The organism is Dickeya dadantii NCPPB 898, assembly GCF_000406145.1.
Lineage (GTDB): Bacteria > Pseudomonadota > Gammaproteobacteria > Enterobacterales > Enterobacteriaceae > Dickeya > Dickeya dadantii.
Window position 1 is genome coordinate 1,612,339 of the sequence record NZ_CM001976.1, and the last position, 21,639, is coordinate 1,633,977.

A 21,639-nucleotide genomic window follows, 5' to 3' on the forward strand; every position below is an offset into this window, starting at 1 on the left:
ACAGTGTTTCAATCCACGCGCCTGTGTGAGGCGCGACTTTATATCACGCCCTATCTATTCACTCTATCTCAGTTTCAATCCACGCGCCTGTGTGAGGCGCGACTCGGTCTTCTGCCGGGTAATGGCGTTATCATCAAGTTTCAATCCACGCGCCTGTGTGAGGCGCGACGCAGCAGCAATAAGCAACGCGGATGTGATACGTGTTTCAATCCACGCGCCTGTGTGAGGCGCGACGAACGCGGGCGTCGTCCTGTCGGATCAGCATCTGTTTCAATCCACGCGCCTGTGTGAGGCGCGACCCGGCAGCACCTGCCGCTGAACCAGCAAAGCCTGTTTCAATCCACGCGCCTGTGTGAGGCGCGACTGCCTTGCGGGCAAGGCGCTTGTAGCATAGCGTCAGCGCTAAAAGAACGCCAACGTCATGTCTGCGGGAGGAAGCTGAGGGCGCAACGGTGAAGTACAGAAATAAATTGTTTATCATTCAATTGGATGAGATTGCGCCAACCGGCCGGGAAAATGATGAGTACCGGGGGTTGGCGCAGCGTTACACGATAAGCGTATCGCCAAAGATATCCAGCGCCGGTTTGGCGCCGTGGTGCTCAACTTTATCACGCCAGCCCTTGCCAAGGCGATAAAAGCGCAGGCTGTCGACACGTTCGTCATAGGTGGTAAGCAGCTTCTGGCGCAACACCACCCATTGCGCAGCGTCAACGTCGCACTCGAATACCGAGTATTGCACCCGTACACCGTAGTCCAGGCAGATTTTGGCCAGTTGCCGCAGGCGGCGGGGGCCGTTGGCATCTTCCAGCGACACATCGTAAGTGATGAGTACCATCATACAGCGGCTTCTCCGGTTGATATGCTATTAGCGCAATACATACGGCGGATAGTGCGCCAAATCGCCACGCAGGTGGCGGGCCAGTAACATCGCCTGCATATGCGGCAAGAGCCCGACAGCGACTTTTTCATTCAAAAACGGATGGGTTATCTCTTCTTGTTTCCGCGCTTGCCAGGCCTGTAGCACCCGCTTGCGCGCCTCATCTTTTAGCGTTACGCCGCCTAACACATCGGTGGTGAAATCCTGCATGGTCACTTGCTGGCGGTTAATCAGCGTTAGCACCAGTCGGTCTACCAGTGGCGCACGGAACTCTTCGAGCAGGTCCAGCGCCAGGCTGTCGCGCCCCGGGCGTTCCTGATGTAAAAAGCCGACTTGCGGGTCAAGGCCGACGCCTTGTAAAGCCCCGCTGATCTCTTTACTCAGAATGGCATAGAAAAAAGAGAGCAGCGCGTTGACCGGGTCTCGCGGCGGGCGACGTGAGCGGCCATTAAAGCGAAGCTCACGCCGGGCGGCAATCAGCAAATCGAACACGCCGAAATAGTGGCTGGCGGCCTCACCTTCCAGCCCTCGCAGGCGTTCGATATCGGTCTTCGCGGGAAGCTCGGCGACAATCTGGCGCAGGCGGTCAGCGGCGGCCTGCAACGCCGGGTTATCGCCATAGGTGCGCAGGTGGCGTAAGAGCACACGGCGGGAAGACTGGATTTTGGCGGTAAGAATATGGCGTGCCAGTGTCGCTGCCTGGGTGTTCGAGGCCTGAAACTGGGCGCGCCGTAGCAACACATTGCCACTCTGGCGGCCGACGACACGCGCCAGAAAGCGGCCGAATTGATCGAAGAACGATAATTGAGTGCCGTTTTCGCCGCAAAATCCCATTAATTGCGGCGACACCAGCACATTGCCGAAACAGAAAATATTGCTGACGGAGTGGATCGGCACTTGCAGCAGTTTCTGGCGCTGGCCGTCTACCGTTTGTTCAATCAGTAGCGTTTCACGCTCTTTATGCAGCCAGGCTCCGTCGCGGGTGATATAGAGGCTATTCTGGAGTTTCTTCATCTCGGTCTTCCACAAGGTAAAGCCGGCGAATGTAGTCGCCGGAACGGTCTGCGTGTTGCAGTGACGGCTGACAGAGTTCATTGAGCGAGCAGGCAAGGCAGTGCTTACCCGGTGTGGCGTGTGGGGTTTCGCCCTGTTGCAGCAGGTGGCTGACGGCCGCAATCAACTGCCGGGTGTGGGTGCGCAGCGCCTCATCAAGCTCAACCTCAAGGCGGCGGCGCGTCTCCCAGTACCACAAGGCGCCGACGGGAATGGGCTGCCCGCTCATCTCTTCCAGCGCCAGCGCCTGCGCGCACAGTTGAACCTTATCCGCCTGATGGATTTTCGGCTTGCCGCGTTTGTATTCCACCGGGGTTAGTGCCCCAGTGGCCAACACCTGTTCGAGCAAATCCAGCTTACCGCTCAGGCCCAGTTGCGGGGCCTGAACGATGACGCCGCGCTCGTAACGGATGCCGCGCCGGGTTTCCGGCAGGCCGTGGTCGACCCGCTGGTGTAACATCGTGCCTTGCGCCGTCAGCCAGTTATCCGCCCATATCTGCTCAGTGTGAATGAGTGCGCACTGACGCGGGCAGAAGGCGTAATGTTGCAGTGCCGAAATCGGCACCAGACGCGGGTCATCCATGGTTTACTCCAGCAGGCGGTGCAAGGTCACACCGGCGGGCAGGGCGGCGTCATCCAGCGTGACCTGGTAATCGGCATAGCTGCGCGCCGGGCCGTCGCTGGTGCGGGTGATGTGCAGGCAGTCGAACAGCTTGCGCGCCGGTGCGTTACCCAGTGCGCAGTCATGCTGGAAAACATACAGCGCGCAGGCATTCATCTCGCCGCGGGCGGCGGATCTGTCGTGCTCAAACATGTTGAGCAACGCTTCCCACAGCAGCGCCAGGTCGTCGTCGCTAAAGCCGGTCTGGCGCGCCAGATGGGCTGAAATATAACCATGACAGCGGTACAAACCGTAAGGCACGGTGTTTTTGCGCCCCATGGTGCGGTTGTCGCCATCTTGGGCCAGGGCTTCTTTTTCGGTGGCGACCGCGCAGCGGGTAATGGCGTGTTCCAGCGCCACAATCGGTTCGATGGATCGCGAGAAGGTCAGTTGCACCGGGCCGCGCACCTGGCCGCAGTTAACCCCGATCGACATCACCGCGCCGAAGGTGCGCACATCGTAAAAGTTGCGGCACATCCACTGGCGGGCTTCGTCCACCGCGTTGCCGCCTTTGCGTTTTTTGTCGCTGTTTAGCGCCTCGCTTTTGCCGATGCCTTCATAAGCGCGCTCGTGGGTTTTATTCAAAATCGCCTTTTCTTTGACGTAGATTTCATACGGCGGCTGCTCGTTGCGCGTTAGGCCGACATAGTTGCGAATTTTGCGTTTCAGGCACACATCCGTCACCAGCCCCTGACCGGTTTCGGCATCCACGCGCGGCAGGTTGCCCGCGTCCGGGTCACCGTTGGGGTTGCCGTCTTTCACATCAAACAACAGCACGAATTCATAGCGGTGGTTAAGGCTCATTGTTCATCTCCCTGACTGGATGTGGATTGAGAAAAAAAGTGCTGACGCTGATGGTAGTAACCGATGGCAAACAACCCCTGCTGCTCCTGATTGAGGTGAGGGGGGAAAGCGGTGATGTCGTCGATAATCTCGCCGATGCATTTCTGGTAATGGATTTGCAGCGAGGTTTTGAGCTTTTTCAAATGGTGGGTATGCAGCCGCATTAGCGTGTGGAACACCGCCACCGGGGTACTGCTGGCGCTGCTGTAATAGCGGTCGCAGAGGGTGGCGTTAATAGTGGGGTTGGCGGCGTGTTGTATTTGCTCAAGCGTAGCGAACAACCGGCCAAGCCGGTAGCCGATGCGCTGTTCTTCCGGGTCGAGAGACACAGAAACCTCCTTGATGGATTGACGACGAAAAGCCCGGTTGAGACAGGCTTTCATCAGCGATGCACGGTAATAACTGACGTCGCCCCGTTCGGCCCGGATGCGCTGTAACAGTGCGGTCATCAGGGCGGCTGGCAGCGGCTGGCCGCTCAGAATGGCGCGCACCGTGGTGCCGGCCAGTAGCGGCGACAGGTTTTCTTCTTTATTCAGCAACGCGCAGGCACGTAACAGCGCTTTCAGCGGCGGGAAGGGGTACGTCACCGCTTTGGGTTTGATGATGGCGATATCGCCAAACCACTCCTGGAGCCGTTCGGCGAATTGCGCCACCGTGCCTTCCTGAAAAAAGCGGATGGCGACGCGCGCGGCATTCGGCGACAGCCCCAGCAGGTAAAAGCGGGCATCGCCGTCGGCTCCGCAGTAAGCGCCGTTATGCACGGAGTTAAACAGTGCCGTGACGGTGCGCACGCCGCTGTCCGGGTCATCGCTGTGACTGCTGCCGAACAGCGTCGGCAGCCAGCTCTCCAGCGGATGAGCCCGACTGGCCCAGCACACGACCGAGGTTTCGCCAAGTTGCAACCGGTTCGGGCTGTGGGTTTGCAGCAGGGCGTTAAGCGCCGTGGTGTATTCAAATGTCGCTTGTTCGCTAATCGGGGCATTGGCTCCCTGTTCTTTGCCAAACGAGCGAAACGCATCCAGATTGAACGACACCAGACTGGCGCCTGACGATTGTGCGCCCCACACGCCTTTGATTGACGGGTGCAGGGTGGCGACCGGCAAGCGCTCGCCGCTCACCAGGCAGCGCCCCGCGGGTTTGTCGCTGTCGGCAAGGACGTGCTGATACGCCGCCAGTACCGCCGGGCGCTGGAATACCAGACAGTCGGCATCCGTCACCAGCCGGAAGGTTAACAGTGGGTTGGTGTCGTTGATTTCCGCCCACAGCGGGTCTTGTTCCAGCTCGGGCTGCGGCAGGCTATCGTAGCGTTGATAAAACGCCAGCACCGCCTGAAGGCCGTTATCCTGCGGGGCGAAGGCCGCCAGCGCCTGAATCCGGCGAATAAAGCAGGCTTTTTGCTGTTCGGTGCGCGTCGGGTTGCCTTTTTTATCGATGCCTAGCACATAGTCCGCCGGGTCCCACAACAGGTTGGCGGCGACACCGGAGGTTTTTTTGATGCTTTTCGCCACGGTGAATAGGCGCGCCTGCGGCTTTTTCCCTTGTGCCTCATCAAGATAACGGGTGTCTTCAAACTGCAAAAAGCGGCCGTCACTGGTAAGGACAATCACAAACGGGATGGCTTTTTGCTCAAAGCCAAAGGCCGGCAGGGCGCTGTCGGCCTCCTTTTGCCGCCGCTGGTAATACTGGCATAGGGCGTGCAGGATCATGCGACCACCTCGGGGCTGTCTGGCGCGGGAATATCAATCACGCCCTGGGTCATGTTGGCATGGAAAAAGCGCGGGGTCGGGTTTTGCGCCTGCCGGTAATCCATGTCGTAGAGCATCCAGCCGAGTTCGCGGTCTTGTGCCAGTGCCGGTGGTTGCGGCGTGTCGTCGTCAATCAGCATCACATCAGCGGCGAATTCGCGGCAACCCAGATACGGCTGATTGATGCATTGCCCTTTTTGCGCCCGGCGGCGGAACATCTCGGCAAATTTCCCGGCGTTATCGCCGCTGCCTGCCTGCGCCGTCAGGGTGAATTCGCCGTGCAGACGGTAGTGCACATCACGTAAAAACAAGCCGGCGCGTTGTTGGCGGTCATCTTCAATGTAGAGCCCCAGCGAGCCGCTGCCCGCCTTCATCGCACTGGTCACCACCCGGCTGGAGATAACCGAGCCGACTTCGTTGCGACGCAGGTTTATCCAGCGAATTGGGTTGATGACCTCAATACGCGTCACCCGCCAGGCGATGGCTGGTTTCCATAAAATAGCTTCAAAAATACTACGTGCGGCCGAGGGGGTCATCACATCATAACTGACGCGCTCCACCTTCATTTCCGGGCGGGTAAAACATGCAAACTCGCCCTGCACATCCAGACAAAATGGCATAAAGCCTCCTGTTAAATCACTGAATCCTCAGCCGATAGCAGTGCCTCCGGCAGTTTTACGCCGGTATTGCGGCAATAGTGGCTGTCTAATAACACCAGCAGCCCGGCGCGAGGCTGCAATGCGCCAAGGGCTTGCAGCCGCACCGCCAGCGTTTGCGGTAAGGTCACGCTATAGCGTTGCAATTTGCGATAAACCCAATGGGCGCCGGCGTCGCTTTCAAGGCATTGCAGCCAATACTCGACCGGGCTTGGTTCCTCGTCGTCCGGCTGCCAGGGCACAATCACCGCCACGCTGGTGTCGTCAATCAGGCGAAATTTCTCCGCTGCGTCACGAAAACAGATAGACAGCCCGATGTCTGAATCAGGTTCCGCGCGCAGCAGGCGACCAATGCCGTGGCGGTCACGCTCGCCTTTGCTGTTAAACCGGGTGAAGTAATCATAAAACGCCTCCGGAGAGAGTGGGTCGGTCAGCAGACAGGCATTCACCATCTCCAGCGTGCACTGGGCGGCCTGACGCAATGCCCCGGCGGGCGGCAGTGCAGGCGGCATAAATACCTGCACGATACCGCGCCGGGTCAGTTGACCCTCGCGGTTGCAGCGACCTGCCGCCTGAGCGATGGCATCGAGTCCGGCGATGGCGCGCCACACCGTCGGAAAATCGAGATCGACGCCGGCTTCAACCAACGGGGTGCTTATCACCCGTAACGGGCGGTTATCGCCCTGTTGACGGGCTTCCAGCCGCTGTTTTATCTGTGTAATCACCTGGCTGCGATGTTCCGCACACATTTGCGCGGAGAGATGCAAGACGTCCGGGTCATCGGCCAGTAGTTGATACAGAGTGCGCGCATCGGCACGGGTATTGACGATACACAGCACACAGGGTTGTGCGGCAAGATCGGCGGCTAATGTTCGCCAGTCGCAGGGCGTCAGAGAAAAGCGCACCTCAACCCGGCGCAGTGCGTCGGCAAGCTGCGTGGGCCGGGCGATGATTTCACGCACCTGCGTCAACCCCGGCATCAGTAATTGCCCAAACGGATTGCGCTGGGCCTCCAGTACCGGCTGTGTGGCGGTGCAGAGCACCCAACTCACGCCAAACAGTTCGGTGAGTTGTTGCATCACCTGCGTAATCGGGGCGTGAAAGTCGCGCGGCAGCTGCTGCGCCTCATCCAAAATGATCACGCTGTCAGCGAGGTTGTGCAGTTTACGGCAGCGACTGGTTCGGGCTGCATGGAGTGATTCGAACAACTGCACATTGGTGGTGACGATAATCGGTGCATCCCAGTTTTCACACGCCAGCCGGGCGCGGGCATCGTCACTGTTATCAAGGTTGCAGTGGTGCTCAACGACCGCATCATCCCCGAGAGCCTGACGAAACACCGCGGCGTTTTGCTCGATAATGCTGGTGTAGGGAATGGCGTAAATAATACGTTTTTTGCCGTGACGCAGCGCGTGATCGAGCGCAAAGCCGAGGCTTGCCAGCGTCTTGCCGCCGCCGGTCGGCACTGTCAGGCTAAACAGGCCGGGCGGAAGACTTGCCGCCTGCCGGGTTTCGTCAAGAATGGACTGGCGCAGTTGATACAGCGGTGACTGTGGGTTACGGCCGGCAAGGGCGTGCATATGGCTTTGATAGCGCGGCTGCAGCGATGCCAGTGTCAGCGATGCGGTTTTTTCGCGCCGCGCGGCGTTCTCAGGCGACATATAGCGCTCGGTATCGAGAAAGTCGGCATCCACCAGGCAGGAGAACAGCATTCGCAGCCATAGCGCGATGTTTTCTTCCGAGAGGGGCGGCAGGCTAACCGGTATTGCTTGCAAAATATCCGCTGGAATCGCCTGTTCGCGAGCCTGCTGATACTCCTCGTCACCGGTGGTTAAGCGATTATATAAAGAACCGGCATCGCCTCTGCCATTGGGCAAACCGGCGTGATGACCGCTAATAGCGTAAGCCAGAATATGCCCAAGGCCGTTGCCTAACGCGGTGATGGCATAGCGGGCACCGGCAATCGAGTGGCTTACGCGTCCGGGCGCTTGTTCAATGTGGGCGTTTTCAGCGTCATAACCTGAGGCCTTACGCAAATAGTCCTGAAAAGGCGGGCGGTATTTACCCAGATCGTGCCATCGCCCGGCAAGCCTTGCCCAGTCCGATAATGTCGCGGGTGCAATGGCGGCGGCCAATTCTGCGACATCCCGCAAATGTTCATCAAGATAATGGGGCGTGTTCCAGTCACCGTCGTTATTTCTTTTGACATGCGCAATAAACGGAAGTCTTTCTGCCATACCGGCCTCTTAAATAGACAGTATTATTATTTAATCTGCCATTTTAAGTGAAATGAATAATATATAAATCATTGTTTTAAAATGTTTTTATTAAAATAATTCATCTTTAAATAATATCGAGAAGGGTGCTTTTTATTCTTAAAGATACCCGGTTAATTTAACGCAAACTGGCAGGGAAATCGTATCGTTAATATCACTATTTTTGCATCCTGTTGGTGATGATGGCGGCTCGTGTTTTGGTGGTGCAGTGCTGGAAAACGAGCGGGCATAAAAGTGTGATGAATGTCTCAAAATAACATTTTGACTGTCTGGCTGTCAGGGTGTGAAAAGCGGGGTGAAAAAGGGCGATAAGTGCCCATCCTGTATGCATTTAGTGAATATAGCGTCAATAATTGTAAGGATTTGGTTATTAAAGTCGTCATTTAAATAACACTTGAGCGTCATTATTGTTAATGATAATTGTTGTCATTATCAATATCACAGGGGGTGAAGACGATGTCAGAGACACAGTTTGCGGTTACGGATCATGTGCAGAGAACCAATGCAGATTATCTGGAGCGACAGGGATGGTTTGAGTCCAATGTACGTAGTTATCCGCGCAAACTGCCGTTGGTGATCCAGAAAGCGCAAGGCGTGTGGGTGACGGATGTGGATGGCAATCAGTATCTGGATTGCCTGGCGGGTGCCGGTACGCTGGCGCTGGGGCACAATCACCCCGAAGTGGTGAGCAGCATTCAGGAATTTCTGGCGTCGGGCCTGCCGATGCATACGCTGGATCTCACCACGCCGCTGAAAGACGCCTTCTGCGAAACCCTGCTGGCGCAACTGCCCGGCGGCGAAAACCAGTACTGCCTGCAGTTCTGTGGCCCATCGGGAGCGGATGCGGTCGAGGCCGCATTAAAACTGGCGAAAACCTATACCGGCCGCGGGGGCATCATCAGTTTCTCCGGCGGCTACCACGGCATGACGCACGGCGCGCTGGCCGTTACCGGTAATACCGGCCCCAAAGACGCGGTGCAGAATCTGATGCCGGGCGTCCAGTTCCTGCCTTACCCCCATGAGTACCGCTGCCCGCTGGGAATCGGCGGCGACGCGGGCGTACAGGCGCTGAGTCACTATTTCACGGCGTTTATCGAGGATGTCGAGCGCGGTATGTCGTTGCCGGCCGCCGTCATTGTCGAAGCGGTGCAGGGCGAGGGCGGCGTCAACCCGGCGCCGGCCAGTTGGCTGCAAACGCTGCGCGAGGTGACCCGCCGTCACGGCATTCTGCTGATTGTCGATGAAGTGCAGGCCGGGTTTGCCCGCACCGGCACGCTGTTTGCCTTCGAACAGGCCGGCATCGAGCCGGACATCATCGTGATGTCGAAAGCGGTGGGCGGCGGTTTGCCGATGGCGGTGCTGGGCATTCGCCGTGAGTTCGATGTCTGGAAACCGGGCACCCACACCGGTACGTTCCGCGGCAACCAGATGGCGATGGCGACCGGCAAAACCACCATCGACATTCTGCTGCGCGACAAGCTGGCGGCACAGGCGGCTGCTCGCGGCGAATGGCTGAAGCAGCAGTTTACCCAGTTGCAGACGCGTTTCCCCTGTCTGGGACAGGTGCGCGGCCGTGGCCTGATGCTGGGGATTGAGATCGTCGATGAGCGCCAGCCTGCGCAAACCGGCGGCGCTTATCCGCTGGATGCCGAACTGGCGCTCGCCATTCAGCAGCACTGTTTCCGTCAGGGTTTGCTGCTGGAGCGGGGTGGGCGACAGGGCAACGTGGTCAGGCTGCTGCCGCCGCTGATTATTACCGAGGAACAGTGCCGTAGCGTAGTGGAACGATTCGAGCGCGCGTTGATTGAAGCCGTGGCGCAAATCCGTCATCCGTAATGCCTGAGGTAAATATATGGTCCGTAATGATAATGACGACGACATAATAACAAGAACGCGTAACCGACGTTATTACGGATATAGCCTGAGGCTAAACAATAATATTAACGACGTATGCTGGCGGAAACGCCAGCGTTTATTTACTGGGAAAATAATAATGAGGTTGCAGGAATGAAGGTTCGGGCATTATATGCGTTGACGCCATTATTTTTATTTGCACAGGCTAACGCAGCAGATAGCACAAACAAGAATGACAACGAAATGGTGGTGACGGCATCCCGAACGGATACCGAGAAAAAAGATTCGCCTCAGGTCGTAACGATTATTACCAAAGAGCAGATCGAACAACAGCGACAAATTACCAGCGATTCTTCCCAGATATTAAGCAACTTATTGCCGTCAATGGCGCCGAGCCGTCAGAAAATGAGCGGCAGCGGCGAGACCTTCCGCGGTCGCGCGCCGTTGATTCTGGTGGATGGCATTCCGCAGTCCAACCCGCTGCGCCCCACCGGGCGCGAAATGCATACCATCGATTTCGCGATGGTGGATCGCATTGAGGTGATTCATGGCGCCAGCGCCAGCAACGGCATCGGCGCGACCGGCGGGGTGATCAATATTATTACCCGCCGCCCGGAGCCGGGTTCATTCAACCAGCACTTCAGCGTGGAAACCACCTCGCCGACGAAAGTCAGCTCGGACAGCATGAGCTACAAAACCACCTACGGGTTCAGTGGCCGCGAAGAGTATCTGGATTACCTGTTTTCGGTCAGTTACGAAGATCAGGGATTATTCCTGGATGGGAAAGATCGTCCTATCGGGGTTGATAACACCCAGGGCGATCTGATGGATTCCCGTGCCTACGACATGATGGCGAAGGTTGGTTACTGGCTGGATAACGACCAGCGGATACAGTTCAGCCTTAACCGCTATCAGATCAAGGGCAAGATGAACTATTTAGGCGTCGCGGGCGATCGTAATAACGGCATCCCGACCACCTCGATATCCGGGCGTCCGGTCGGCGATGCGCCGATGAACAGCGTCTGGACCACCAGCGCCACCTACGATAACTACAATCTGGCAGGCATGAAGCTGAACTCGCTGGTGTATTACCAAAACTACGAGTCGTTATTCGGTGCCGATAACTCGGCCTCTTTCCAGGATATCCGCATTGCGCCGCTCAATCAGCTATACGATCAGTCACGGGTGACCTCCAGCCGCTACGGCAGCAAAGTGGCGTTAACCAAAGACGATATCTGGGACGATTACCTGAAAGCGACCGTCGGGTTCGATACCCTGTTCGATACCGGCAAACAGGATTTCTGGCTGACCAAGCGCCTGTATGCGCCGCAGATGGAGTACACCGATCTGTCGCCGTTCATGCAGTTCGATATTCAGCCGATCGATTCGCTGAAAATCACCACCGGGGTACGTTACGAGTACGCGCGTCTGGATATCGACAGCTTCCGCACGGTGGCGGCCAGCACCGCGCGTGCGCCTAATAACAGCGTGGATGTGCAGGGCGGGCGCTTGAGTTTCAACAAGACGCTGTACAACGTTGGCGCGGTGTGGACCACGCCTTATCAGCCGCTGAGCCTGTTTGCCAACTACTCGCAGGGCTTCGGTATTCCGGACGTGGGCCGTACGCTGCGCGGCATTAAAACCGCCGGCCAGTCGGTCAGCATGCTGCCGCTGGAACCGATTGTGACGGACAACGTTGAAACCGGCTTCCGCATCCAGAAAGACCCGGTGGAGTTTGAGCTGAGCTACTACCGCTCGACCTCCAAGCTGGGCGAGCGCGTGGTGGATGTGAGCGGCACCTTCCAGAGCGAGCGTCAGAAAACCCGTATCGACGGTATCGAAACCTCATTGGGTTACAAGGTGAATGACGATCACCGTCTGAAATTCGGTTATTCCCACATCCAGGGATGGTATGACAGCGACGGCAACGGCAGCCTGGACGGCAAACTGGACGGGCTGAATATCCCGCCGGATCGCCTGACCGCCAGTTGGTCCGCCAACTGGACGCCGCAGTGGTCTTCGTTTATTCAGGCTAATTACGCCTTTGATCGCATTATGGATAACCGTCAGCAGGACTTTAACGGTTATCTGCTGGTGGATGCCGCCGTCGGTTATAAATTACCGAAAGGTAAAATTAATCTGGCGGTCTCCAACCTGTTTGACAAGGAGTACATCACATATTATTCGCAAAGCGCGATTGTGAACTCCCTGCGTTATTTCTCCGGTCGGGGAAGAACCGTGACATTAGGATACAGCGTTGACTTCTGATAATAGTCCCGCCGCAAGGCGGGGCATTATTCAGTTATATATTCAGGATATTTAACCTTCGCCACGAAATAAACCACCGGCCGATTGTTATTCTTACGGAGTAGAGATGAACAACCGAAATCATGATGTTTTGTCCAGAATGATAAGCGAAAAAGCAGCCCTGCATGGGTTACTGAATTGTCTTATCAAAGAATTCGCAATACCGGAGGGGTATTTGCGATATGAATGGCCAGACGAAATGAAGGGGATTCCGCCGGGGGCCTATTTTGATGGTGCGGACTGGAAGGGGATTCCGATGATGATCGGCTTGCCCGACCAACTGCAACTATTTGTCATGGTGGACCGCCGCGACACTTTCGGTAGCCAGCATTACCTGTCCGATGTCTACCTGCGTCAGGCGCAGGGCGACTGGCAATGCCCCGATTTCGAACCGCTGGTCGCACGCCTGCTGGCCGCGTGCGAGCACATCGCCGGGAGGAAAAACCCGGAGCTATACGAGCAGATTCTGCAAAGCCAGCGGCTGGTCAGCGCCATTGTCAGCCACAACGGCCGTCAGCGCGCGGATGCGCCGCTACAGCACTATCTGCAAAGCGAACAGGGATTGTGGTTCGGCCACCCCAGCCACCCCGCGCCCAAAGCGCGCCTGTGGCCGGCTCATCTTGGTCAGGAGCAGTGGGCGCCTGAATTTCAGGCCCGCGCGGCGTTGCATCAGTTCGAAGTACCGGTGAACGGGTTGCACATCGGCGCCAACGGCCTGACGCCGCAGCAGGTGCTGGACGGGTTTGCCGACCAGCAACCGGCGTCGCCGGGGCACGCCATCATCTGTATGCACCCGGTGCAGGCGCAGCTGTTTATGCAGGATGCGCGCGTGCAGCAACTGCTGCGTGATAACGTGATCCGCGATCTGGGCCAAAGCGGACGCGTCGCCAGCCCGACAGCCTCTATCCGTACCTGGTTCATCGACGATCACGACTACTTCATCAAAGGTTCGCTGAATGTGCGCATCACCAACTGTGTGCGCAAAAACGCCTGGTATGAACTGGAAAGCACGGTGCTGATCGACCGGTTGTTCCGCCAGTTGCTGGATCAACATGCCGACACGCTGGGCGGGCTGGTCGCCGCCGCCGAACCCGGCGTGGTGAGCTGGAGTCCGGCCGCCGCTGGCGAGTCGGACAGCCACTGGTTCCGTGAACAAACCGGCGGCATTCTGCGTGAGAATTTCTGCCGCCGCACCGGTGCGGATCGCAGCATCATGGCCGGTACGCTGTTTGCCCGCGGCGTGGATTTACAGCCGATGATTCAAACCTTCCTGCGTACGCACTATGGCGAGGCGCTGGATGACAACGCGCTGCTGTACTGGTTCGATGACTACCAAACGCAGTTGCTGCGCCCGGTGCTGTCGCTGTTCTTCAATCACGGCGTGGTGATGGAGCCGCACCTGCAAAACAGCGTGCTGGTACATCAACAGGGGCGGCCACAGCAGGTGCTGCTGCGCGATTTTGAAGGGGTGAAACTGACCGACGATCTCGGCATTCAGTATATCGACGACGATATACATCCACGCGTACGCCAGTCGCTGCAGTACTCGCGCGAGCAGGGCTGGAATCGCATCATGTACTGCCTGTTCATTAATCACCTGTCCGAGGCCATTCTGGCCCTGAGTCAGGGACGCCCGCAACTGGCGCCCTTAATGTGGCAACGGGTACAGCAGCAACTGCGCGCCATTCAGCGTGAACTGAAACAACCGTCGCCGGAGCTGGACGCGCTGATCGCCGGCCATCCGGTGGCGTGCAAAACCAACCTCAAGGTCCGGCTGGCGGCCGAGGCCGATCGTCAGGCCAGCTATGTCCGGTTGCCGTCGCCCTGGGGCCACGCCGTGCAGCACGGCAGCGAGTCGCAGCATGACGAGAGACGGCATGGTGACGTCCGGCACGAAGAAGCCCGGCATGAAGAAGTCCGGCATGGCGAGGTGCAGCATGGTTAAGTTGCCCCAGCACGTGCACGACGTGATTGTTCGTTTGCAACAGCAGCATACCGACCCGCTGGCGGCGTTTGTGTACGACCTGACGGCGCTGCGTCAGCACGTCAGCGAGGTGATGGCGGCGCTGCCGTCGGGCGTTGAACTCTATTACGCCATCAAGGCCAATAGCGAAAAACCGATTCTGGACGTGATCGCGCCGTTGGTACACGGGTTTGAAATCTCGTCGGGTGGCGAAATCGCCCGCGTGGCCGATTGCGGCACGCGTAAACCGTTCGTGTTCTCCGGGCCGGGCAAACTGGATTCTGACTTCGATCTGGCGCTGGAACAGGGCGTGGAGGCGGTGCATGTGGAGAGCCGCCATGAAATTGCGCGCCTGCAACAGCGGGCGAAGCAGCATGGCGTGGTCCAGTCGGTGTTCATCCGTATCAACCCGGAACTGGCGTCGTCGCTGACCAGCAAACTGGCGATGGCCGGCACGCCGACGCCGTTCGGCATGGATGAGGCCGATCTGGCGGACGCGGTGCGCGACGTGGATAACGCCAGCCATCTGCAACTGAAAGGGTTTCACGTGCACGCCATGTCGCACCAAATGGTGGTGGCGCGGCATCAGCAACTGCTGGATATGTACCTGACGCGCTGGCCGCAGTGGAAAGCGCTGTCCGCGTATCCGCAACATATCACCCATCTGAACGTGGGCGGCGGCATCGGCGTGCCGTATCTGACGCCGGAGCGTTTCGACTGGCCGTCGCTGTGCGATTACCTGCGCACGCGGCTGGCGCAACAGCCGGATGCGCCGATTGTCCGTTTTGAACCGGGGCGTTTCATCAGCGCCTACTGCGGTTATTACGCCATCGAAGTGCTGGATAAAAAGCGCAGTCACGGCAAACATTTTCTGGTTTGCCGCGGCGGTACCCACCAGTTCCGCCTGCCGGTGGCGCAGGGGCATGACCATCCGGTGATTCACCTGCCGCTGGCGTCGGCGCCGACAACCGGGGAGACGCGCGACTGGACGGTGGTCGGCCAGCTGTGCACGCCGAAGGACGTGCTTAGCCGCGACCAGCGCCTGACCGACGTCAACATCGGCGATCTGCTGGTGTTACCGCTGGCGGGCGCCTACGGCTACAACATTTCTCATGCCGACTTTCTGTGTCACCCGCGTCCTGGGCAGTCTTTCATTACTGAAGACGGCATGACGACGGATGCGGCCGGAGTGGTGAGCCGTGTGGAATAACGCCGTTCCCCGCTGGCTGGTTGTGGTCAATGTACTGCTTGGCACCACCACCGTCAGCCTGAATAACAGTACGCTCAATCCGGCGCTGCCGGCGTTTATCGAGGTGTTTCATATCGGGCCGCTGCTCGCCACCTGGATCGTGGCGGCGTTCATGGTCAGCATGGGCATGACCATGCCGCTGACCGGCTATCTCGGGCATCGGCTGGGCAACAAACCGCTGTATTTGCTGGGCGTAGCGCTGTTTATCAGCGGTTCGCTGTTGGGGATGCTGGCGGACTCCATCTCGCAGGTGATCGCCGCCCGCACGGTGCAGGGCATCGCCAGCGGGCTGATGATCCCGCTGTCGTTGACGCTGATTTTTTCGGTGTACCCCAAGCAGGAGCGGGGCGGTATTACCGGCATCTGGGGCGCCATCGTAATGCTGGCTCCGGCGCTGGGGCCGCTGTGCGGCGGCATTCTGCTGGAGTGGTTCAGCTGGCGGGCGCTGTTCGCCATGAACATTCCCATCGGCGCGCTGGCGCTGCTGATGGGGCTGGTGGTGTTGCCGAAAACCGCACCGGGCGAGCGCAAACCGTTTGATATGACCGGCTATGTGTTGGTGTCCGCCGGCATCGGGTTGCTGATGATTGGCGCCGGGCGATTGCATCATGCCGCGGCGCTGGCTAACCCACTCAATCTGCTGATGCTGCTGGCGGCCGCGGTGTGCCTGATAGCGTTTGTCCGCGTCGAACTGCGTAAGCGCGAACCGCTGCTTAATCTGCGTATTTTTCAACTGCACGGCTATCGGCTGAGCGTGGTGATCGCTGTGGTGCAGTCGGTCGGGATGTTCGAGTGTCTGGTGCTGTTGCCGATGCTGGTGCAGATGGTGATGGGCTACAGCGCGATCTGGACCGGGCTGGCGCTGTTGTGCACCGCGCTGTTCGCCAGCCTGTTCGGCAAGATAGGCGGCAGCCTGCTGGATCGTCACGGCCCGTCGCGGGTGGTGGGCGCCGGGGTATTGTTGACCGCGCTGGCGACCGTCGGGCTGGGCATGGCGGGCGTGCAGACGTCGATTGGCGTGGTGTTCGGCTGGATGATGCTGCGCGGCGTCGGGCTGGGGCTGTCCTACATGCCGGTTACCACCGCCGGGCTGAATGTGTTGCCGGAAACGCTGGTCACGCAGGGCGCCGCCATGAACAACATCTCGCGCCGGCTGGTGTCGTCGCTGGCGATCGTGGTGGCGTCGCTGTACCTCGAATTCCGGCTGGCGGGCAGCGGGCTGGCGCATGAAACCGTACGCGCCGCCGCCATCAGCGAAACCTTTATCGCCACCGGCATGCTGATCTTGCTGGCGCTGCCGTGCGCCCTGCGTTTTCCCACGGCAACCGATGAAGCGTCGGCAAACGCCTTATTGGCCGGTGAATCGACGCTACCGGCAGGTACGCGGGAATCGCGCTAAGGCGTGATGGATTACCCGCCATGTTGTTTTACTGATGATGTTGTTTTTACTGACAACGTTATTTTTACTGACAAGGTTAAGAGATCGTATGGAAACATTATCCCCCGTCGTACTTCAGGACATCGCCTGCGACTGGCTGCCGCACATGGATGCGCAGCGTTATCAACTGGTGGAACAGCGCGTAGTCGGGCAACTGTTACAGACGCTGCTGTACGAAGATGTGCTGCCTTATCGCCGCACGCCGATCGGCGACGGCAACAGCCAGTTTGCGATAACCGGGCGCGATGCGCGGCAGGTGCCGGTGGAGTACCGGTGCAACGGGCTGTTTAGCGACAGCTTCGATCTGATCCGCCTCGACTACGCCAGCGTGCGCCGCATCGGCCCCGACGGCGACGCGCAGTCGCCCAACCTGCACCAGATGCTGGAAGAACTGCTGGGCGAGCAGGAGAGCAATCCATTCCTGACGCGTTTCGTGCAGGAACTGGAGCAGACCCAACTGAAGGATTTGCAGTCGCGGGCGCAGGATTATCAACCCGGCAAACCGGCGCATCAGCTCAGTTTCGACCAGTTGGAGCGCCATTTTATGGACGCCCACAGCTACCATCCCTGCTACAAGTCGCGCATCGGCTTCAGTCTGCAGGACAATGCCCAGTGGGGGCCGGAGTTCGGCCAGCCTTTCGCCATCGTCTGGCTGGCGCTGTCGAAGCCTCTGGCGTCGGCCAACCACTCATCCAAACTGGATCTGGACGATTTCCTGCAAACCGAATTCGGCGCGGCGCGCTGGCAGGCGTTTAGCGAACAGCTGGCGCGTCAGGGGCGCAAAGCGCAAGACTATCAACTGATACCGGTGCACCCGTGGCAGTGGAAAAACGTGATTGCGCCGGTGTTTTATCCGGAGCTGGTCAGTGGCGAGCTGATTTACCTCGGCGCTTCCGATGACCGCTGGCAGGCGCAGCAGTCCATCCGTACGCTGGCTAACGTGACGGAAAAAACGCGCCCTTACGTCAAGCTGGCGATGAGCATGACCAACACCTCCAGCACCCGTATTCTGGCGCGGCACACCGTAATGAACGGACCGATCATCACCGACTGGCTACAGCAGTTGATCGACACCGACCAGACCGCCCGCAACCTGAAATTCGTTATTCTCGGCGAGGTCGCCGGCGTGAGTTTCGACACCCAACCGCTGCCCGCCACCCGCATGGCGCAGGCCTACGGCGTGATGGGCGCGATCTGGCGCGAAAGCATCCATCAGTATTTACAACCGGACGAACAGGCAGTGCCGTTCAATGGCCTGAGCCATGTCGAACACCGCTACGACGGCGGCGAGCAGGCGCCGTTTATCGATGCCTGGATTCGCCAGTACGGGCTGGAAGCCTGGACTCGCCAACTGTTGGAGGTCACGGTGTCGCCGATCATCCACATGCTGTACGCCGAAGGCATCGGCATGGAGTCGCACGGTCAGAATATCGTGCTGGTGGTGCGTGACGGCTGGCCGCAGCGCATTGCGCTCAAAGACTTCCACGACGGCGTGCGTTATTCACCGGACCATCTGGCGCGCCCCGCCATGCGCCCGGATCTGGTGCCGCTGCCCGCCAGCCACGCCAAAATCAACCGCAATTCCTTCATTCTTACCGAAGATGTCAACGCGGTACGCGATTTCACCTGCGACTCGTTCTTCTTCATCTGTCTGGCGGAAATGGCGATCTTCCTGCGCCGGCATTACCAATTGCCGGAAGCGCGGTTCTGGGAAATGACGGCGGAGGTGGTGCTGCGTTATCAGGCCGAGCACCCGCAACACCGCTCGCGCTACAGCTTGTTTGATGTGTTTGCGCCGACTTACGAGGTGGAAGAACTGACCAAACGCCGGTTGCTGGGCGACGGCGAGCGCCGCTTTAAATCGGTGCCGAACCCGCTGCATCCGTTCAGGCCGTCGTCATGCTAAGAACCAACCAACTCAAGCGTAAGCTGGCGTCGGGCACGCCGGTATACGGGTTGATTGCCTCGATCCCTTCGCCGGTGTCGGTGGAGTTGATCGCCGAAGCCGGGTTCGATTTCGTGATTATCGACACCGAACATGTGCTGATTAACCCGGAAACGGTGGAGAACATGATCCGGGTGGCGGAAAGCTACGCGCTGACGCCGCTGGTGCGGGTGGCCGACGCTAACCCCAAAACCATGCTGCGCCTGCTGGATGGCGGCGCGCAGGGCATCGTGCTGCCGATGGTGGAACAGGCCGATCAAGTACGGGCGGCGGTGCGCGCCTGCCATTATCACCCGCAGGGCGAGCGCAGCCTGAACAGCGGCCGTCCCGGCGCCTTCGGCAAGCACAGCCTGGCGGAATACGTCGCGCTGGCAAACCGGGAAATCATGCTGGTGGCGATGATCGAAAGCGCCGAGGGCGTGCGTCAGGCCGAGGCGATCGCCGGCGTAGCGGGGCTGGACATGATTCTTGAGGGCGCGGCGGATCTCTCCCAGTCGCTGGGGATGCCGTGGCAAACCGCGGCGCCGCCGGTACAGGCGGCGCTGGCCGAAGTGCGGCGGGCCGCCGACGCGCACGGCGTGACGTACTGCGCCATTCCCCGTCAGCACGACGATCATGCACGCTGGCGCGAGCAGGGCGTGCACGCTTTTGTATTGGGCGACGAACGCGGCATCGCGTTTCGTGCTTTACAGGCCAGACTGGCCGCAACGATTTCAGCAGAAGGAAAGTGATCCGATGGAAGGTAATGTGATGGACAGTAATGCGATGAAAACGACGTCTCACTACAAGGATGCCGGTCATTGCGTGATGCAGGATCTGGTGGATTGCCTGCTGGCCGAGGAGTTCTTTGGCCCGCAACTCCTGGCGTTGTACACCCCCGATGAGTGGCGGCAGCAGTACGGACAACCGGCGCCGTTCGGCGTACTGGATAGCGCGGCCCGCCTGTGGCGCTGGTGCAGCGACGAACGCGAACAGCGTCATCTGGTGGTGGCGCTGCGCCCCGGTATTACCCAGCGCTGGGAAAAAGTGCCGGACACGCAGGTTTACGCCTGGCAGCAGGGCGGCAATGACTGGCGTGAACTGGAACCGGAAAGCTTTATGAATCTGGTGTTCGCCGGCCAGCACGGTGAAGAAGGCGATGCTGGAGAAAATAATGCCAAAGGGCAGGCGCTGTTTCTGGATGTGCTTAACACCAGCGTCGAGCAGACCGCGCTGTCGCGCGAGCACCGCATTGATACCGATAACCTGCTGGCGCGCGGCAATGCCGATTTCTTCCATGTGATGGAGCAGTGGGCGTCGTTGCGCGACCGTCCGTTTCACCCGACGGCGAAAGCCAAACAGGGGCTGAATGCGGAAGAATACCGCCGCTATGTGGCCGAGTTCGCCGAGCCGGTGGCGCTGAACTGGGTGGCGGTGGCGAAAGACCGTCTGCAATGCGGCGACGGCATCAGCGATACGGCTGACCAGTATCCGGCGGGCTATTTGCTGCCGCAGGCGGAGCAGAATGCACTGCAACAGGAACTGGCCGCGCGCGGTATCGCCGACACCCACATCGCCTTGCCGGTGCACCCGTGGCAGTTCGACCACATTCTGGAAACCCAACTGGGCGACGCCTTTCGCAACGGCGATTGCCACCGGCTGGATTTCAGCGCCGCCTGCTATCTGCCGACCTCGTCACTGCGCTCGATGACGCCGTGCTTCGCCAGCGCCGATTACCTCAAGCTGCCGATGGCGGTCTATTCGCTGGGCGCGTCACGCTATTTGCCGGCGGTGAAAATGATCAACGGTGGGCTGAGCGAAGCGCTGCTGCGTCAGGCGCGGGACAAAGACGCGGTGTTGCAGGAACGGCTGTATTTGTGCGACGAAGGCAAGTGGTGGGCGTTTATGCCGCCGCAGGCCACCTTGTTTGACGAAGCACCGCGCCACCTGTCGGCGATGGTGCGCAGTTATCCGTCAGCGCTGTTCGACGACCCGGACTACCGCCTGATGCCGATGGCGGCGCTGGGTACGCCGCTGCCGGGCAGCCGCCGTCATTTCTTTGACGACTGGCTGGCGTATCGCGGTTTGCCGACGAACGCCGATTCGGTCTTGACATTGTTCGCAGAGCTTTGTCATTGTTTCTTCGACATTAATTTCCGCATGTTCCGGTTGGGGATGCTGGGTGAGATCCACGGTCAGAACGCGGTGTTGGTATGGAAAGCCGGTCAGGCTCACGGCCTGCTGCTGCGCGATCACGACTCGCTGCGCATCCACGTGCCGACGCTGGAACAGAACGGCATGCAGGACCCGGTGTACCGTATCAAGCAGGGTCATGCCAACACGCTTTACCACGAGCGTCTGGACGATCTGCTGTTCTGGCTGCAAACGCTGGGCATTCAGGTCAACATGCGGGCGATTATCGAAACGCTGTCGCTGACCTATGAGGTGGAAGCCGCGACGCTGTGGGGCGTGATGCGCCGTGAAATCAACGGTGCTATTGACCGTGCCGGCTTTGCCGCCGACACGCAGGCGATGCTGAAAACCCGTTTGTTCGACGCGCCGAACTGGCCGCAGAAATTGCTGATCACCCCGATGATCGCCCGCGCCGGCGGACCGGGGAGTATGCCGTTCGGCAAGGGGGAAGTGATTAACCCGTTTCAGGCCGTCATCGGCCAGTAGATTGCCCGGCAAATAGATTGTCGTTAACTCAATTTAGCGATGAGCTTGCAGGTTATACGTTGGTTTTCTGGCGTCAAAAACTGTGCTGAGGTGGGCGACTTCGCCGGGTGAGCC

General features: G+C 59.1%; 15 protein-coding genes and 1 CRISPR repeat array. Of the genes, 8 read left to right on the forward strand and 7 right to left on the reverse strand.

Annotation, left to right across the window (positions count from 1 at the left end):
* Positions 1-4 precede the first annotated feature (4 nt).
* Positions 5-364: a CRISPR direct-repeat array (repeat unit 33 nt; unit sequence TGTTTCAATCCACGCGCCTGTGTGAGGCGCGAC).
* Between the two features lie 180 nt (positions 365-544).
* The 7 genes from cas2 to DDA898_RS07660 are packed head-to-tail and all read right to left on the reverse strand — an operon-like array spanning position 545 to position 8,072.
* The gene (gene cas2, locus DDA898_RS07630) at positions 545-838 is read right to left on the reverse strand and encodes a CRISPR-associated endonuclease Cas2 (RefSeq protein WP_013317283.1); all 294 of its coding nucleotides are present in this window, start codon (positions 836-838) and stop codon (positions 545-547) included.
* Between the two features lie 27 nt (positions 839-865).
* Positions 866-1,891 (reverse strand): type I-C CRISPR-associated endonuclease Cas1c, encoded by a 1,026-nt coding sequence (gene cas1c / locus DDA898_RS07635; protein WP_038910769.1) that lies wholly within the window; start codon positions 1,889-1,891, stop codon positions 866-868.
* On the reverse strand, positions 1,872-2,513 hold the full coding sequence (gene cas4, locus DDA898_RS07640) for a CRISPR-associated protein Cas4 (protein ID WP_038910770.1): 642 nt from the start codon (positions 2,511-2,513) through the stop codon (positions 1,872-1,874). Before cas4 ends, cas1c begins: the two co-directional genes overlap by 20 nt.
* Positions 2,514-2,516: 3 nt before the next feature.
* Positions 2,517-3,395: a type I-C CRISPR-associated protein Cas7/Csd2 gene (gene cas7c / locus DDA898_RS07645; RefSeq protein WP_038910771.1), complete on the reverse strand. Its 879-nt coding sequence runs from the start codon at positions 3,393-3,395 to the stop codon at positions 2,517-2,519.
* A complete protein-coding gene (cas8c, locus tag DDA898_RS07650; RefSeq protein WP_038910772.1) occupies positions 3,392-5,140 on the reverse strand; it encodes a type I-C CRISPR-associated protein Cas8c/Csd1 in 1,749 nt (582 codons plus the stop codon). Before cas8c ends, cas7c begins: the two co-directional genes overlap by 4 nt.
* On the reverse strand, positions 5,137-5,799 hold the full coding sequence (gene cas5c, locus DDA898_RS07655) for a type I-C CRISPR-associated protein Cas5c (RefSeq protein WP_038910773.1): 663 nt from the start codon (positions 5,797-5,799) through the stop codon (positions 5,137-5,139). The genes cas8c and cas5c overlap by 4 nt, the downstream gene beginning before the upstream one ends.
* Positions 5,800-5,810: 11 nt before the next feature.
* Positions 5,811-8,072, reverse strand: a complete 2,262-nt coding sequence (locus tag DDA898_RS07660; RefSeq protein ID WP_038910775.1) for a CRISPR-associated endonuclease Cas3'' — start codon at positions 8,070-8,072, stop codon at positions 5,811-5,813.
* Between the two features lie 495 nt (positions 8,073-8,567).
* Between DDA898_RS07660 and DDA898_RS07665 the strand changes: the two genes are divergently transcribed.
* From DDA898_RS07665 to DDA898_RS07700, 8 genes are all read left to right on the forward strand, one after another.
* Positions 8,568-9,947, forward strand: a complete 1,380-nt coding sequence (locus DDA898_RS07665) for a diaminobutyrate--2-oxoglutarate transaminase (RefSeq protein ID WP_050570225.1) — start codon at positions 8,568-8,570, stop codon at positions 9,945-9,947.
* A 171-nt stretch (positions 9,948-10,118) separates the two neighbouring features.
* On the forward strand, positions 10,119-12,233 hold the full coding sequence (locus DDA898_RS07670) for a TonB-dependent receptor (protein WP_038912485.1): 2,115 nt from the start codon (positions 10,119-10,121) through the stop codon (positions 12,231-12,233).
* A 106-nt stretch (positions 12,234-12,339) separates the two neighbouring features.
* A complete protein-coding gene (locus DDA898_RS07675; RefSeq protein WP_038910777.1) occupies positions 12,340-14,217 on the forward strand; it encodes an IucA/IucC family protein in 1,878 nt (625 codons plus the stop codon).
* Positions 14,210-15,445: a type III PLP-dependent enzyme gene (locus DDA898_RS07680; protein ID WP_038910778.1), complete on the forward strand. Its 1,236-nt coding sequence runs from the start codon at positions 14,210-14,212 to the stop codon at positions 15,443-15,445. Before DDA898_RS07675 ends, DDA898_RS07680 begins: the two co-directional genes overlap by 8 nt.
* Positions 15,435-16,883 carry a DHA2 family efflux MFS transporter permease subunit gene (locus DDA898_RS07685; RefSeq protein WP_038900834.1) on the forward strand — a complete coding sequence of 483 codons (1,449 nt, stop codon included), beginning with the start codon at positions 15,435-15,437 and terminating at the stop codon, positions 16,881-16,883. The genes DDA898_RS07680 and DDA898_RS07685 overlap by 11 nt, the downstream gene beginning before the upstream one ends.
* Before the next feature lie 88 nt (positions 16,884-16,971).
* Positions 16,972-18,828: an IucA/IucC family protein gene (locus DDA898_RS07690; RefSeq protein ID WP_038910779.1), complete on the forward strand. Its 1,857-nt coding sequence runs from the start codon at positions 16,972-16,974 to the stop codon at positions 18,826-18,828.
* A complete protein-coding gene (locus tag DDA898_RS07695; RefSeq protein ID WP_038910780.1) occupies positions 18,822-19,598 on the forward strand; it encodes an HpcH/HpaI aldolase family protein in 777 nt (258 codons plus the stop codon). Before DDA898_RS07690 ends, DDA898_RS07695 begins: the two co-directional genes overlap by 7 nt.
* Positions 19,599-19,602: 4 nt before the next feature.
* Positions 19,603-21,525, forward strand: coding sequence for an IucA/IucC family protein (locus tag DDA898_RS07700; RefSeq protein WP_236616717.1), 1,923 nt, complete (start codon positions 19,603-19,605; stop codon positions 21,523-21,525).
* Positions 21,526-21,639: the final 114 nt, after the last annotated feature.

What these genes read in the sequence shown, in the direction of transcription:
- cas1c (WP_038910769.1), bottom strand. Translation starts at nt 1,891, where the DNA reads ATGAAGAAACTCCAGAATAGCCTCTATATCACCCGCGACGGAGCCTGG.
- cas5c (WP_038910773.1), bottom strand. Translation starts at nt 5,799, where the DNA reads ATGCCATTTTGTCTGGATGTGCAGGGCGAGTTTGCATGTTTTACCCGC.
- cas2 (WP_013317283.1), bottom strand. Translation starts at nt 838, where the DNA reads ATGATGGTACTCATCACTTACGATGTGTCGCTGGAAGATGCCAACGGC.
- DDA898_RS07665 (WP_050570225.1), top strand. Translation starts at nt 8,568, where the DNA reads ATGTCAGAGACACAGTTTGCGGTTACGGATCATGTGCAGAGAACCAAT.
- cas8c (WP_038910772.1), bottom strand. Translation starts at nt 5,140, where the DNA reads ATGATCCTGCACGCCCTATGCCAGTATTACCAGCGGCGGCAAAAGGAG.
- DDA898_RS07700 (WP_236616717.1), top strand. Translation starts at nt 19,603, where the DNA reads ATGGAAGGTAATGTGATGGACAGTAATGCGATGAAAACGACGTCTCAC.
- DDA898_RS07680 (WP_038910778.1), top strand. Translation starts at nt 14,210, where the DNA reads ATGGTTAAGTTGCCCCAGCACGTGCACGACGTGATTGTTCGTTTGCAA.
- DDA898_RS07695 (WP_038910780.1), top strand. Translation starts at nt 18,822, where the DNA reads ATGCTAAGAACCAACCAACTCAAGCGTAAGCTGGCGTCGGGCACGCCG.
- DDA898_RS07660 (WP_038910775.1), bottom strand. Translation starts at nt 8,072, where the DNA reads ATGGCAGAAAGACTTCCGTTTATTGCGCATGTCAAAAGAAATAACGAC.
- DDA898_RS07690 (WP_038910779.1), top strand. Translation starts at nt 16,972, where the DNA reads ATGGAAACATTATCCCCCGTCGTACTTCAGGACATCGCCTGCGACTGG.
- cas4 (WP_038910770.1), bottom strand. Translation starts at nt 2,513, where the DNA reads ATGGATGACCCGCGTCTGGTGCCGATTTCGGCACTGCAACATTACGCC.
- cas7c (WP_038910771.1), bottom strand. Translation starts at nt 3,395, where the DNA reads ATGAGCCTTAACCACCGCTATGAATTCGTGCTGTTGTTTGATGTGAAA.
- DDA898_RS07670 (WP_038912485.1), top strand. Translation starts at nt 10,119, where the DNA reads ATGAAGGTTCGGGCATTATATGCGTTGACGCCATTATTTTTATTTGCA.
- DDA898_RS07675 (WP_038910777.1), top strand. Translation starts at nt 12,340, where the DNA reads ATGAACAACCGAAATCATGATGTTTTGTCCAGAATGATAAGCGAAAAA.